9 protein-coding genes are annotated in these 15,098 nt (G+C 35.8%); 2 read left to right on the top strand and 7 right to left on the bottom strand.

Annotated elements, in window-relative coordinates; translation table 11 throughout:
* Nucleotides 1-133: 133 nt before the first annotated feature.
* From ACNRYB_RS21045 to ACNRYB_RS21015, 7 genes are all read right to left on the bottom strand, one after another.
* A complete protein-coding gene (locus tag ACNRYB_RS21045) occupies nt 134-1,393 on the bottom strand; it encodes a YeiH family protein (protein WP_473728636.1) in 1,260 nt (419 codons plus the stop codon).
* A 209-nt stretch (nt 1,394-1,602) separates the two neighbouring features.
* Nucleotides 1,603-3,222: a sulfatase-like hydrolase/transferase gene (locus ACNRYB_RS21040; protein WP_473728635.1), complete on the bottom strand. Its 1,620-nt coding sequence runs from the start codon at nt 3,220-3,222 to the stop codon at nt 1,603-1,605.
* A gap of 151 nt (nt 3,223-3,373) precedes the next feature.
* A complete protein-coding gene (locus ACNRYB_RS21035) occupies nt 3,374-4,090 on the bottom strand; it encodes a thioredoxin domain-containing protein (RefSeq protein ID WP_473728634.1) in 717 nt (238 codons plus the stop codon).
* A 12-nt stretch (nt 4,091-4,102) separates the two neighbouring features.
* Nucleotides 4,103-5,161 carry a sterol desaturase family protein gene (locus tag ACNRYB_RS21030; RefSeq protein ID WP_473728633.1) on the bottom strand — a complete coding sequence of 353 codons (1,059 nt, stop codon included), beginning with the start codon at nt 5,159-5,161 and terminating at the stop codon, nt 4,103-4,105.
* Nucleotides 5,162-5,339: 178 nt separating this feature from the next.
* Entirely contained in the window at nt 5,340-7,256 is a 1,917-nt protein-coding gene (locus ACNRYB_RS21025; protein ID WP_473728632.1) for an arylsulfatase, read from the bottom strand.
* Nucleotides 7,257-7,430: 174 nt separating this feature from the next.
* Complete coding sequence (locus tag ACNRYB_RS21020; protein ID WP_473728631.1) at nt 7,431-8,903, bottom strand: RagB/SusD family nutrient uptake outer membrane protein; 1,473 nt, start codon at nt 8,901-8,903, stop codon at nt 7,431-7,433.
* 16 nt (nt 8,904-8,919) lie between these two features.
* Nucleotides 8,920-12,051 carry a SusC/RagA family TonB-linked outer membrane protein gene (locus tag ACNRYB_RS21015; RefSeq protein ID WP_473728630.1) on the bottom strand — a complete coding sequence of 1,044 codons (3,132 nt, stop codon included), beginning with the start codon at nt 12,049-12,051 and terminating at the stop codon, nt 8,920-8,922.
* 928 nt (nt 12,052-12,979) lie between these two features.
* Between ACNRYB_RS21015 and ACNRYB_RS21010 the strand changes: the two genes are divergently transcribed.
* Together ACNRYB_RS21010 and ACNRYB_RS21005 are read left to right on the top strand one after the other, a co-directional pair.
* Entirely contained in the window at nt 12,980-14,152 is a 1,173-nt protein-coding gene (locus tag ACNRYB_RS21010; protein ID WP_473728629.1) for a molybdopterin molybdotransferase MoeA, read from the top strand.
* A 102-nt stretch (nt 14,153-14,254) separates the two neighbouring features.
* Nucleotides 14,255-15,001 (top strand): sulfite exporter TauE/SafE family protein, encoded by a 747-nt coding sequence (locus tag ACNRYB_RS21005; RefSeq protein ID WP_473728628.1) that lies wholly within the window; start codon nt 14,255-14,257, stop codon nt 14,999-15,001.
* Nucleotides 15,002-15,098: the final 97 nt, after the last annotated feature.

The following is a 15,098-nucleotide window of genomic DNA, read 5'->3' as shown; positions in this document are numbered from 1 at the left end:
AGAGACCATTTTTTGTTTTAAAAAGCGACTGTTTTATAAAGAAACGCATCTCTACCCATTCCTTTAGGAACGTCAGCTCGATAAAATTGGATTAAATTGGTTTATATATTCCGCAGGAATCTGTGTTTTGTTTTTAAGGTTTAAAAAGCAAAAAAGCTATAATCAATGTAATAAAGATATTAAAGAATTGTGCGGTTAAAAATGCGATCAAAGGTTTTCTGCTATTATGCTGTAATAGATCTTTAAAATTGGTTTCTAAACCAATGCTAGTAAAAGCTAAAGCAAACCAAAGCCCTTGCAGATTTTTTAAACTTTCCTTTAATTCATCACGAGTTTCTGGTGCAACAAAAAAAGAGAAAACAATGGAAGCCGCAATAAAGCCAATGACAAACTTTGGAAAGCGTTCCCAAATAACGCGAAGCGTTGGCTTAGATTCTCGAACTTCTGAAGACTGATTGTGCGTGTAAGTCCAATAAACAGAAATGGCAAAAGCGGCTAATCCTAATAAGACATTTTGAGAAAATTTTACGATTGTGCTTATTTTTAGTGCTGTTTCGCCAACCAAAGTTCCAGATGCCACTACAGCGCCAGAAGTATCAATACTTCCGCCAAGCCAGGCTCCTGTAACTTCTTCGGGAAAATTAAAATGACTTGCAATGATCGGCATAAAAATCATCATAGGAATCGCTGTGACCAAAACCATAGAAATCACGTAAGACAATTTTTTAGAATCTCCTTTTATCGCCCCAGAAGTGGCAATAGCTGCAGATACACCGCAGATTGAAACCGCACTCGAAATCATCATGGTCAATTCGTCATCGACTTTTAGTTTTCTACAAAGCCAGAATGCAAAATACCAAACGGATAAAACCACGACCAAAGCCTGAATTAAACCTAACGATCCCGCTTTTAGAATATCCGAAAAGATGACGCTTGTTCCCAATAGAACCAATCCGATTTTGACAAAAAGTTCGGTTGACAAAGCAGAACGAAACCATTCTGGAAGCTTGAAAAAATTTCCGATAATCAATCCAATTGCTAAACTGAAAATGACAGCTTCGAGATTGAGTGCTTTTATTTCAGTATTTCCGGCTAATATTAATGCAAGTATTGTGAGAAGATAAACTATTGGAAATCCGAAAATGAAATTTTTAATCGATTTTCCAACTAAAAAAGTGCCGATTATTCCAATGACAATAAAATAAAAAAACTGAAAACCAATTATTTTAATGTTTTTAATTTCGAAAACATTATTTATTAAGTCTGTTCCGTTCGTCCATTTAAAAAAGGGAACTTCGGGAAGAAAAATAAAAAGAGACATTCCGATAATGAGAAAACCGAGAATTACGACGGTCCAGTCTTCGTGAATAGTAAATTTTGTTGAGGTTGACATTGTATTCTTAATTAATTTGTTATCCTAACAGTTTTTTTTAAACCTGTTAGGTATTATTTGTAGGATTAAAATAATAGCTGCTATGTAATTGATTTTGAATCTTCTAGATTTCCTGTTTGCTTTGGACTGATTTAAAAGTAAATACCTAACAGGTTTAAAAAAAACTGTTAGGATATTGGAATTATTTCGTCTGTAATGTTTTAGATAGTTTACAAATCGACAAAGTATTTTTGTTTGCCAAAGTCAAATTCATAATAAGTTAAATTAGGCCATAGCGGTTTAATTAAACCTTTTTCCCAAGTTTGCAGTGCAGTTTGCAATTCTTTTACTTTTTCGGGATTTTTTTGTGAGAGGTCTGTTGTTTCAGATTTATCTGAGGTAAGATTGTACAACCATTTTTCATGTGTTCTTCCGCTAATGACTAGTTTCCAATCACCACTTCTAATCGCTTTTGCATCACCCGAACGCCAGTATAAATCCTTGTGAACTGTTTTATTTTCATTGACAGTTTTTACTAAATCCACACCATCATAAATTCTGTCTTTTGGTAAATCAGAACCAATTGCCGATGCAATGGTTGTAAAAATATCCAAAGTGCTTACAGGCTGTTTATAAATAGTATGCGGTTTGATTTTTCCTTTCCACGAAAGTGCAAAAGGAACATTGATTCCGCCTTCAAAATGCGAAAATTTGCCGCCCTTCAATGGTGCATTTGTTGTCGCAAAAGTATAATCGGCACCACCATTATCGCTGGAAAAAATGATTAAAGTGTTTTCTTCAAGACCTTCTTTTTTGACTTTTTCACGAATTCTGCCAATCGCATCATCCAAAGCACTGATCATGGCAAAATAAACGCGTTTGTTTTCATCTTTTACATTCGGAAAACGATCGTAATATTTTTTACGAACTTGAAATGGCGTGTGAGGCGCATTAAACGGAATATAAAGCAAGAAAGGTTTGTTTTTGTTTTTATCAATAAATGCTTCCGCTTCTTCAGCAAATTTTTCGGTTAAATAAGCTTTTTCATCAATAATGGTGCTGTCTCTGCGAATTTGTCCAATTCCGACACGGCCGTTGCCCCAAATGGTTTTGTCGGTAAAATCTTTGTGATGATGATTAATGATATCTGGATTATCATCTTCTGGAGCATAAAGCGAAAATGCCTGATAAAATCCGTAATGATAATCAAAACCACGGTCTAAAGGAAAAAATCCTTTGTTGTGGCCTAAGTGCCATTTTCCGATAATTCCTGTGGCATAACCTTGTCTTTTAGCTAAATCGGCAAAAGTGATTTCAGATTTTGGAAGCCCTTGAGTTTTAATAAAAGCTTCGTTTGGGTAATTGATTTTATCGTTCAGTCTCCAGCTATCAGTATTCAGTAAATATTTAAAAGCATAATATTCCAGATTGTTTTTAGGATAACGATCTCCAGGCTGATATTCATGTCCAAAACGTTCTTGATATCTTCCTGTGATTAACCCCGCGCGCGAAGGCGAACAGATTGCAGCAGAGGCGTAACCATCGGTAAAAGCAACTCCAGAAGCTGCTAAAGAATCGATCTGTGGGGTAGGAGTCGATTTTCCGCCGTAGAGCGAAATATCATACTTGCCCAAATCATCGGCAAGCAGAATAATGATATTGGTCTTTTTTCCAACAATGGAATCTTTAGGTTTTGAGGCTAAAAATTCTTTTTTTCCTTGTGCCAATTTCTGATCTTCTTTGACTAAAGTGCCATCAGTATTAATCGGCCAGAATAAAAATGCTGCCAGAAGGAGAATCACTATTAAAATGGAGAGAATAATTTTAGTTATTTTTTTATAGGTTGCCATATTTTGGTTTTTGGTTAGTTCGCATTGCTATTGCCAGTATTTTGTCATCCTGAGGAACGAAGGATCACACACGTAGCTCTACAAAGATTGTCGACTCTGATTATGGGGCTTCGACTTCGCTCAGCCTGAAAAACTGTATAGTTTAAAACTGTCACTTAGAAGCCAACGCAACATCAACTTCGTTCTTCAAGTCATTTATTCCTTCTTTCTTAAAAACGATTTTTCCATTTTGATATAAGATCAAAGTCGGGAAGATTTTGACGGTTTTTAAATCGGCAATAACTTGCGGACTGTCTTCCAATTCAATTTCTACGATTTTTAAATTCGAACCATATTCTGATCTAATGTTTTCTAAAATTGGTTTTACTTTTTTGCAAGGAGCACAGTATTTTGAACCGATATCTACTAAAACAGTTTTATTATCAGCAATAATTTTATTGAATTCTGCCAAGGATAATTTGCTTTTTAGATTAGAATAAAAAGGTTTTCCGTTTCCAATCCAATTGGCAATTCCGCCTTCTAAACTATAGGCTTCTGAGAAACCATTTTTTAATAATTCTTTTTCTAAAGCGACACTTCTGCCAGCTCCGATGGAATATATAAAAACAGGTTTTGACTTGTCTAGTTTAGCAACAGATTGCGCATAGTTTTCAGATTGGAGATTAAAGTTTACAGCACCTTCAATATGATTCAATGCAAATTCTTCTGGAGTTCTGGCATCAACAATCTGTGGATTTTTTTGGCTTTTTATTTTCGAATAAAATGAATCGAGCGATAATGAGCTGTGAATTTCATTTTGCGAAAAAGCAGCAACTGCCCATAAAAAGGCAATTGCTGTTATACTGGTTTTTACGATTTGATTTTTCATATCAAGAAGCATTTATACTTGTTCTAATACCGGTGCAGGAGTTTCTTCGGTTGTAACTGGCTTTGGTTTTAGCGGAAGCGATAATACACCTTCGGCAAGAGAACTTCCTTCTTTTTTAGATTTAAAAATCGGCCAAAGAAACTGTGCATACCATTCTTCTTGTTTGTATGATTTTGTTCCGAATGATTTTGGATATTGGCGAGTAATCAATCCTGTTCCGAAAATAACATCCCAAATGAAGAACATGTTTCCGAAGTTTCCTTTAAAATGACCAACACCGTCTCCGCTTGTATCTGCGTGATGTGCGTGATGCGTAGCAGGAGTAGAGATCAATCTTTCTAAAACCCATGCAATTGGATGCAATATCCTGTATTTGTAAAATGGTTTATCCCACGGAATGCTTGAGTGCGCTCCTAAAGTGATGAAACTTTTAATCACTAAAACAAATAAAGCAGGAAGGCCTAAACCTAAATACGTTAAAGTGGCTGTCAAATAAATTTGAGAAAAGAAAACCGTATAAATAAAGTTTTGCCTAGAAGCCATTGCCATACCCATGTACGGAGCCGAATGGTGCGTTCTGTGAAAACGCCATAAAAATGGAACTTGGTGATGCAGTCTATGGTACCAATACTGCGTTAAATCGTCAGCAATTGCTATTAAGAAAAAGCCTCCCCAAAACGGAACCCACGCTAAAGCATTAGCCGCGCTTGGCAATAAATAAGGTAAAGCTGTTAAACTGAAAAATGCAATGATAGGAGGTAAAAGCAATTTTGGCGCTAAGAAACAAACAATATCAATTTTTCGTTCTTCGCCTGTCCATTCATCATCGTATAAGCCTGCAGCAAATTCGATTATTCCTAAAACCAGCATGAAAACGGTTAATCCCCAAGTGCGGATGTTTTCGAAAGCCGGTTTTGCAAATTCTAAAAACGAAGGCAATGCAATATGCGATTCACTTATAGCTCCGCCAGTTAATTTAAAATACAGATAAATTGCCACTACAGGCAATGAATAAATGAAGAAACTTATTGTTAAGTCTCTCGTTAGTTTTTCTTTTTGAACTATTGCCATGATTTCTTATTTTAAAAATTGATTTACTACTGCTAATCCGCCAGCTAGGATAGCCAGTGGAACTAAAAACAAGATTATCCCAACGACAATCTTTTTTCCTATGATTTCATAATCTACTCGTTTCATAATTATTCTTTTTATGTCCTGCAAGGTTTTTCAAACCTTGCAGGTTCTGTAATTAATTATTGGTTCCACCTGGTTTAGTTGCTTGTTTGATTAAATCAGAAATTGTTTTTCCTTTATCAGCACCAGTATTGTGAATTCTTCTGTTATAAACATCCTGCCAATCGATTAAAGGATATAGATTATTTTCTTTTGCCTGTTCGTCAAATAATTTTTGAAGTTCTGCCAGTTTTTCAGGATACTTTTTCGCTAGATTGTTGCGTTCGTTAAAATCTTCGTTTAGATTGTATAATTCCCAAACATCAGTATCGAAGTTGCTTGGAGCAGGTTTTTCGTTGCTTCCTAAAGATTTTTTTACTGCGAAAGAATCTGGCAAATGCGCCGCAGAAGCTTTCCACCCATCTTTATAAATTGCTCTATTTCCAAAAATGTAGTAATACTGCACTTTATGTAATGATTCAGCTTTCGGATTATCTAAAGAAGCTTGGAAAGAAGAACCTTGAATAATGTCTTGTTTAATTCCTTTGATATATTCTGGCACTTTAATTCCAACAATATCCAAAGTAGTTGGCAATAGATCTGTTACATGACTGTACTGATTTCTGATTCCGCCTTTGTCTTTGATTCCGTTTGGATAAAAAACAATCAGCGGGTTGCGGGTTCCTCCTTCAGATTGCGCATCTTGTTTCCAGTTTTTGAAAGGAGCATTTGTTGCCTGCGCCCATCCTAAGGGATAATTGGTATTTAAACCTTTAGCTGTTCCGATTTCGCCGATGTTGTTCAAATTGCTTTGGAAGTTTTCTTCGTCAGTTTTTCCTTGAGCAAATAAACTTTGGTTAATTGTTCCTTGCAGCGTTCCTTCTTTACTTGCACCGTTATCTCCAATGGCAACAAAGATTAAAGTATTATCCAATTGTCCGCTTTGTTTTAAATAATCCACAACTCTTCCAATTTCATAATCCGTATACGTTAGGAATCCAGCGTAAACTTCCATGAATCTTGCGTATACTTTCTTTTGGTCTGGAGTTAATTTTTTCCATTCTGTAATTAAAGCGTTGCGATCTGGAAGACCTGCATTTTGAGGAAAGATTCCCAATTTCTTTTGGTTTGCCAATACTTTTTCACGGTAAACATCCCAACCTTCGTCAAATTTGCCTTTGTATGGTTCGACCCATTTTTCAGCTACTTGATGCGGTGCGTGAACCGCTCCTGGCGCATAATACAAGAAGAATGGTTTTCCAGGCGCTGCTTTTTGCTGTTTCTGAATGTAGCTGATGGCTTTATCTGTAATTAATTCATTCAAATGACGTCCGTCTGGTTTAATGTGAACTTGATCTTCTACCAAATCAGGATTGTACTGATCGGTTTGAGAACCTAAGAATCCGTAAAAATGATCGAAACCTTTTCCTGTCGGCCATCTGTCAAACGGACCCGCATCTGTTGCATCTTCGTCTGGTGTAACACCATATTTTCCAACTGCAAAAGTGTTGTAACCGTTGTCACGTAAAATTTCAGCAATAGTTCCTTTATCAGAAGGAATTCTTCCGTCCCAACCTGGGAAACCTGCTGATAAAATAGTGTGAGAAAATCCGCTTACGTGAACTCTTCCTGAATTTCTTCCAGTTAATAAAGCGGCACGGGTAGGAGCGCAAATGGCTGTTGTATGGAAGTTCGTGTAACGTAATCCATTATTTGCTAGATTATCAAAAGTTGGCGTGTTGATTAAACCTCCAAAAGCGCTTGAAGCTCCAAATCCAACATCATCCAATAAAATCCAAACAATGTTCGGAGCGCCTTTTGGTGCCGTTACAGGATCTGGCCAGTATTCTTTAGAATCAGCCAAAGTTTTTCCGATTGTACCCTTAAATTCTTGTTTGTCTTGTGCTATTCCCAATTGGGCAATCAGGAATGCTGTAATCAAAAGTCCTTTCTTTGGGCTTTTGGCAACAATGTTATTTTTAAAATTTTTCATAGTCTATAATTTTTTTAGTTAAAAGGTTTTCAAATAATATTTTGTTTTTTTAGGAGCTAATCCCGCTATCCGTTGCAATCTTTTGTGGCGAACCCCGCCACAAAAGAATTTTCACTTCTATCGGGGATAGGGTATTCATTGTCAGAAGATTATTTGTTTACATTTCATTCAATACTAATATCCAGGATTCTGAGGCAACCCGTCAGGGTTAATATTTCTTTCGCTTTGCGGAATCGGATACAGATTATTTCTTTCTGATACTGAGTTTTTAGCTGTAACCTTTTTTACCTCAGTAACCAAAGTTCCCCATCTTACCAAATCGTACCAGCGCTGTCCTTCCTGAACAAATTCCTTTTTGCGCTCTTCCTGAATTGCAGCTCTAAAAGACGTCTGATTTAATCCCACTAAATCTATTGTTGGATCTGGAGTTGTAATGGCTTTTCCAAAAGCTCTTCTTCGCACTTGATTAATCAATTCATAAGCCTCTGCAGTCGGTCCGCCTTGTTCATTTATCGCTTCCGCTAAAGACAGAAGGATGTCGGCATAACGAATAACGGGAAAGTTGATTGCTACGTTTGAAGGTGTCGCCAGATTAGACAAATCCAAGTATTTTTTGAAGATAGGTTTTGGAAAAGTGTATAGCGTTCCCGTTGACGGATTAAGCAATTGTTTGGCATAACTGACATCTCTTCTTTTGTCTCCAGGCGCATAGATATCATAAAACAAAGCAACGTCTGAAATAATATCTGCTGGCTCAGTTGCTGTAAATCCAGTAAAAGAAGTGGCTTGAAAAGTACTTCCGCTTGATCCGTTTCCTGCTTGATTTGGCTCAAACTGAACAGAGAAAATATGCTCTTTTCCGTTCTTTTTTGTTTTAGTGAAAATATCTTGGAAATCTTCAAACAAAGCATATCCGTAACCTCCGTCAATTACTTCTCTAGCTTTTGCAATAGCGTTTGGCCAATCTTTTCTAGTCAGATATACTTTTGCTAAAATGGCTTTAGCGGCTCCAGAAGTAGCACGCCCAGCATCTGCTGCCGTATATGTTTTTGGAAGCGCTTCGGCATCTGTCAAATCTTTGATGATTTGGGTGTAAACTTCTTCAACTGTAGAGCGATTCGTTTTTAAATCTCTCAAATTGATAGATTTAGCTTCATGCAAAACAATCGGAACTCCGCCCCAAAGACGAACTGCTTGAAAATAAAGCAATGCTCGGATGAATTTAGCTTCATTAATTAATCTTGTTTTGATCACTTCAGAACCTGAAACTTTCGGAATATTGTCAATAGAAACATTCGCTCTATTAATTCCGTTGTAAATTTGTCTCCATGCTACCTGAACACGGTCATTTGTAGCATCGTGTGTTAAACTGCTCATGGCTCTAACCTGCGGATTTGTAGCAGAAACTCCTGCGGCAGCATAATCAGATCCCATGTCGGTTAAGAAGTAAAGGTTTCGACCAAATAAACTCTGTTCACCCGGATCAAGGCTTAAAGAAGCATAAACCGCAGTTACACTTGCAACAGCATCATCTTGAGTGATAAAATAATTGTCTTCAGTTACAAAAGAGTTGGGAGTTACCTCAAGATCAGCGCACGATACCAATAGACCGGTACTTAAAAGGAATGTTATAATTATCTTTTTCATTATATATTTTTTTTACTTAGAAAGTTACGTTCAAGCCCGAGATGAATGTTTTTGAGTTTGGATAAGAACCAAAATCAATTCCCGGATATAAGTTGTTTTGTTCGTATGAACTTACCTCTGGATCATAGCCAGTGTATTTGGTCCATGTAATTAGGTTTTCTGCTGATACGTAGATTTTTACGCTTTTTGTTCCCAGTTTTTTAGAAACGCTTTTTGGTAAAGTGTATCCTAATGTGATTAGTTTTAATCGTAAGAAAGAAGCATCTTCAACATAACGCTCTGAAACGATTCCTAGTGGTGAACTTGAAGCTCTCGGAATTTCATTGCTAGGATTTGTTGGCGTCCATCGATCATTTAGAGTTGCCGCCGCATTAGTTCCAAGTGTAGAAATCTCTAACTGTTGATTTAAAGCATTGAAGATTTTTCCGCCGTATGCGCCTTGAAAAGAGAAATTCAAGTCAAAATCATTGTATGAAACCGTGTTGCTGAAACTACCCACAAATTTGGGCTGAGATGTGCCTAAGTTTCCTTTGTCAAGAGCTGTAATTACACCATCTCCGTTGGTATCAACATACTTTCTGTCTCCCACTTTTGTGTTTGCCAAACTGTTGATTTTTGGCTGTGTATTTACTTCTTCTTGAGTTTGGAAAATTCCGTTGGTTCTATAACCCCAGAAAGTTCCTAATGGCAAACCTACTTTTACAGTAACAGGCTGCTGTTGCAATAAAGAGCCATTTGGCACAACAGGAAAAAATTGATCGACACCGTTTCCGATTTCTGTAACTTTATTTCTGTTTAAAGAAAATACGATGTTAGAGTTCCAAGCGAAGTTTTCTGTTTTAATGTTTTCAGTTGTTACACCAAACTCGAAACCTTTGTTTTCAACTCCACCAATGTTCTGAAGCACTGTGGCATAACCTGAACTCAATGGCACTGGAACGTTGATTAATAAATCTTTTGTCTTTTTATAATAAACATCAAAAACAAAATTGATTCTTCTATCTAAGAGTGATAAATCCAATCCAACATTATATTGATTTGTTTTTTCCCATTTCAAATCAGGATTTGCCAATCGGGTAGGAGCTAAACCTGTGTATAATGTTCCTCCAAAAGAATAGTTTACAGATCCCATTGAAGCCAAAGGAAGGTAGTTTCCAATTTCTTGGTTTCCTGTTGTTCCAGCTGTAATTCTTAGTTTTGCTTCGGTTACGCCTTTAATGTTATTGGCAAATTCTTCGTCGGTTATATTCCATGAGAATCCAGCAGAAGGAAAGTAGCCCCAAAGCGATTCTGAACCAAATCTAGAAGAACCGTCTGCACGTCCAGACAATGTAAAGTTGTATTTTCCTTTATAAGAATAATTGACTCTAGCCAGCCAAGATTTCAAAACACTTTCGTAAGCTTCACTGTATGGTTTTACCGCCACACCATCTTGAAGTGCATTGTAGGTATTGGCATCGTTAACAAAAGTCTGAGCTCCTGCATTCACAACCTCACCTTTTGTGTACTGAAGTGTGTAACCGCCTAGAGCAGAGAATTTGTGATCTTGACCAAAAGTAGTATTGTAAGTAAGCGTGTTTTCATTTAAAACAGAACTTACTAATCTTTCACCAATAGATGCCAAACCTTTTGTTCCTGCACCAGTAGTGGTATTAGAAGGCGCGTAATAGTTTTGTTTTGTATTTAAAACATCACCGCTCACGGCAACTTTAGCTGTTAATTCTTTATTGAATTTATATTCGCCAAACAAACTGGTTAGGATTCTATTCAATTTGGTTTCGTTCGTTGTATTTTCCAAATCATTAATCGGATTCGGAACAAAACCATTTACAGAAGTTGCATAAGGATTGTTCGTTACATTATAACTTCCGTCTGCATTTTTGATAGGAACAACAGGTGCTGTCAAAACCACGCTAACAAGCGGATTTGGATTTCTACCAGCATTGGCGCCACCATTTGTACCAACACCATTTGCAATGGAGTTCGTGTAATTGGCATTTACGCCAAATTTGAATTTTTGGGAATAATTTCGTTCGTAGTTAGCTCGAAGTGAAATACGCTTAAAATCGGAACCTAAAACGATACCATCCTGATCAAAATATCCTGCAGAAATAGCGTATCTCGATTTTTCGTCTCCACCCGAAAAAGATAAATTATGATTTTGAACAGGTGCTGCCGTTACAAATGCTGCCGACTGCCAATCGTAGTTTCCAGAAGTCTTCAAAGCCTCGATCTGTGCAGGAGAAAAAGAAGGAGCCTGACCAATACTTGCCTGAACGTCGTTTCTTAAACTTGCCCATTCGCTGGCATTCATCAATTTCAGTTTTTTTGAAATATTTTGGAAACCAAAATAGCCTTGGTACGAAATATTATCTTGTCCTTTTGTTCCCTTTTTCGTCGTAATAATTACAACTCCATTGGCACCTCTAGAACCATAAATTGCTGTTGCTGAGGCATCCTTAAGAACTTCAATAGATTCGATATCAGCAGGATTAATAGTAGAAAGCACATTGACACTCGCACCCGCATATGTTACTCCTGCGCTACTGTTACTATTATCGTTGTAAATTAAGATTCCGTCAACAACATAAAGCGGTTCATTACCAGCAGTAATAGAGTTTCCTCCGCGAATGCGAACACTAGAAGAAGCACCAGGACGGCCAGAACTTTGTGTAACTACAACTCCCGCTACAGCGCCCCTTAATAGATTATCTGCCGAAGAAGTTACCTGAGATAAATTGGCTTTTGGAACCGATGCCACAGAACCTGTAATGTCTTTTCTCTTTTGGGTTCCGTAACCTACAACTACCAATTCGTCTAGTTCTTGACGCTCTTCTTTAAGGTTAATAATGACTGGATTTTTCTCTACTATTATTTCGAGTTTTTTGTATCCGATGTAACTTACGATTAAGGTGTAAGGAAATTTTTGTCCAGTTTGAAAATAAAATTTTCCTTCTGCATCTGTGACAACACCGTGGGTTGTTCCTTTAATGGTAACCGAAGCACCTATAATAGGTTGATTTGTAATAGCATCAACAACGGTTCCGTCTAGTTTTGATTGAATAAGCGGGGTGGTATTCTGGGCATATATTCCTGCCGTTATGAAGAGTAGAAACAGCAGTATGTGTATGTTTAACTTTTTTTTCATTTCTTTGTGTTGGTTTTAAGTAATTAACAAGACGCCCTGAGCACTGTTTATACAGCACTCTAAAAGTGTTCTTGATTTAGTGATAAATGTTCTTTAAGCCTTGCCATTTCTGTTGCCGCAGAAATGGCTTTTTTTATTTAAAGCAACAGGTTTGCATTGTTTTCATTTTAGTCTTTTTAATTGTTAGTTATTTAATTTGAAAATAAAATAGGTATGGTTTCAAGAGCCTTGCCCAATACAATTGAATGCATTGGATAGATTTCTTGGTTAAAATTCAATAAATATTTTTGGTGATATTTTTTATGTTTTGCTTCGATATGATTCTAAAGGCAAACAAAGTAAGAATAGATAATTAACAACAGAAACACATATAACAAATAGTGCTATAAGTGTATTTTTTAGGAAGAATGTAACGCGATATGCTTTCTGTTGTTTTCACAATAATAATTTTTTATGGTTTGAAATATTATTTTAAACTCTACTAATCCTATAGACAAAGTTAAATTTTATATAATAAAAACCAAAAGTTTGTTGACTTTTTTTTGAAAAATATATGTTTGTAGAAGCGCTGTAAGAAGGATTTGTTTTGCTTGTCCCTTATTTTAAAAGGTCTAACAAAGAATCTTATAATCAGATAAATGTTAAAATAAATTTTGTCTTCGAGTTAAAATTGTAGTATTTTATACTTGTTTTTCAACTTGAAAACAAGGCTTCTAATAGAATTAAATGGCTTAAAAAGTATCAAAAGAGTCCTAAAAAACTCTTTTGATACGTATATCTAAAATCTAAATTTAAATTTCAAGTTGATTTTTAATAAATTAGAGTAATTTTATAGACTATAAAAGAAAAGTAAAATTTTTTAATCAACCTACGGATAAATACTTATATTTGTATTAAGTATTTTTACTTAGTTTTATAATTAAACGAAATGATAGAAGTAAAAGAAGCTTTAGAAATTGTCGCTGCAAACAGTTCAGTTTTGTCCACTCAGAAAATTTCTGTTCAAAAAGCGCTCGGATATGTTTTGGCAGAAACAATTTACTCGCCGATTTCAATGCCACCGTTTCGCCAATCGGCAATGGATGGTTATGCTTTTATTCATTCAAGAAGACATCAATTTGATGTGGTAGGAATTTCGCAGGCTGGCGATCATGCCAATGTAAAACTAAAAGAAAACCAAGCCGTACGCATATTTACAGGCGCATATGTCCCTAATGACGCAGATACTGTTGTAATGCAGGAACATGTAATGGTAAATGGAGATTCAATTTTGATTGCAAAAATGCCAGAACCTTTTGCTAATGTTAGAAACAAAGGCGAACAGATTAGTGCAGAGGATGTTGTTTTTGATGCCAATACATTAATAACTCCAGCAGCAATTGGTTTTTTAGCTTGTTTAGGAATTACAGAAATAACAGTTTATAAAAAACCGAAAGTGGCTATTTTGGTTACTGGAAACGAGCTGGTAAAACCGGGAAAGAAACTTCCTAAAGGAAAAATTTATGAGAGTAATTCGATAATGCTCCAAGCGGCTTTGCAAACCATCGGAATTAATAAAGTGAAAGTTCACACGGTAAAGGACAATTTGAAAGCAACGAAAAAAGCATTGCAGCCAATACTTAAAAAGAATGATATCGTACTAATATCTGGCGGAATTTCTATTGGAGATTTTGATTTTGTAAAAGAAGCTTTGCTGAAAAATGGAGTCGAAGAGCTTTTTTACAAGATTAATCAGAAACCTGGAAAGCCGATGTTTTTTGGTTCTAAAAAAGATACTTTAGTTTTTGCATTGCCAGGAAATCCAGCTTCGTCATTGACTAATTTTTATATTTATGTATATCCTGCAGTTAAAAATAAAATGGGATTCTCAAATACCCATTTACCAAAAATTGTTCGAAAATTAGAAAACGACATAGTCAATGACACGGGAAAAACACTTTTTTTAAAAGCATTATATAATGAAACAAGTGTTACAATTTTAGAAGGACAAGCCTCTTCAATGTTAAATTCTTTTGCTATTGCAAATGGTTTGGTAATTGTGCCGCAGGATGTTGAAAATATTAAAAAAGGCGAGTCGGTAACGATTCTCCCAATCGATTAAAGTTCTTAAGAGAATAAATTTTACGGCAAAAAGCAAAAAGCACTATATAAATAAAAACACATAGCAATAAACTTTAAACTTGAAACAAATAAAACAAAATACATGAGTCTCCTAAATTCAGAAAACATACTATTATTCAGTTTCGCATTAATTGTAATTGCGTTTTTATATTCAAGTGTTGGACATGGAGGAGCTTCGGGATATTTGGCCTTGATGAGCATTTTTGCTTTTCCGGTTTCGATTATGAAACCATCGGCTTTACTGCTGAATTTATTTGTATCCAGTATTTCGTTTTTGTTTTATTATAAAAATAATTATTTCAAGCCCAAGCTGTTTTATCCGTTTGCGATTGCTTCGATTCCCGCAGCTTTTATAGGAGGTTTTATCACTTTAGATAATGCGATTTATAAAATAATTCTCGGAATTGTATTGGTTTTTGCAGCGTTGAGGTTGTTTGGAGTATTTAATTTTAAAGAAAAAGAAGAAGTAAAAATAAATCTTCCATTTGCTCTGGCAATTGGTTTTGCCATCGGATTATTATCTGGAATGTTAGGAATTGGCGGCGGAATCATTTTGAGTCCAATCTTATTATTTTTAGGATGGGCGTCAGTAAAAGAATCGGCAGCGATTTCGAGTTTGTTCATTTTTGTGAATTCGTTCGCAGGAATGTTAGGATTTTTTTTAGGAGGAAAAACAATTCCAATGGAAAGTTTTTATCTCGTTCCAATTGCAGTTGTAGGAGGAATGCTGGGAGGATTTTACGGAAGCGAATCTTTCTCCAACAGAACATTAAAAATGGTTTTAGGAACTGTAATTTTAATGGCAAGCGTGAAATTGATTTTTCCATGATAATGATATGGTTTTGCCACTCCCGATAGCTATCGGGATTCACAGATTAAATAAGATTTTTATTTGCCACGAATTACACGAATTTCAGTTACATATT

It is taken from the genome of Flavobacterium sp. CR10 (assembly GCF_055814415.1).
The sequence above is the reverse complement of the archived record's forward strand: the minus strand, read 5'-3'. Positions and strand labels throughout refer to the sequence as shown.

What these genes read in the sequence shown, in the direction of transcription:
- ACNRYB_RS21020 (WP_473728631.1), bottom strand. Translation starts at nt 8,903, where the DNA reads ATGAAAAAGATAATTATAACATTCCTTTTAAGTACCGGTCTATTGGTA.
- ACNRYB_RS21045 (WP_473728636.1), bottom strand. Translation starts at nt 1,393, where the DNA reads ATGTCAACCTCAACAAAATTTACTATTCACGAAGACTGGACCGTCGTA.
- ACNRYB_RS21035 (WP_473728634.1), bottom strand. Translation starts at nt 4,090, where the DNA reads ATGAAAAATCAAATCGTAAAAACCAGTATAACAGCAATTGCCTTTTTA.
- ACNRYB_RS21040 (WP_473728635.1), bottom strand. Translation starts at nt 3,222, where the DNA reads ATGGCAACCTATAAAAAAATAACTAAAATTATTCTCTCCATTTTAATA.
- ACNRYB_RS21005 (WP_473728628.1), top strand. Translation starts at nt 14,255, where the DNA reads ATGAGTCTCCTAAATTCAGAAAACATACTATTATTCAGTTTCGCATTA.
- ACNRYB_RS21015 (WP_473728630.1), bottom strand. Translation starts at nt 12,051, where the DNA reads ATGAAAAAAAAGTTAAACATACACATACTGCTGTTTCTACTCTTCATA.
- ACNRYB_RS21025 (WP_473728632.1), bottom strand. Translation starts at nt 7,256, where the DNA reads ATGAAAAATTTTAAAAATAACATTGTTGCCAAAAGCCCAAAGAAAGGA.
- ACNRYB_RS21010 (WP_473728629.1), top strand. Translation starts at nt 12,980, where the DNA reads ATGATAGAAGTAAAAGAAGCTTTAGAAATTGTCGCTGCAAACAGTTCA.
- ACNRYB_RS21030 (WP_473728633.1), bottom strand. Translation starts at nt 5,161, where the DNA reads ATGGCAATAGTTCAAAAAGAAAAACTAACGAGAGACTTAACAATAAGT.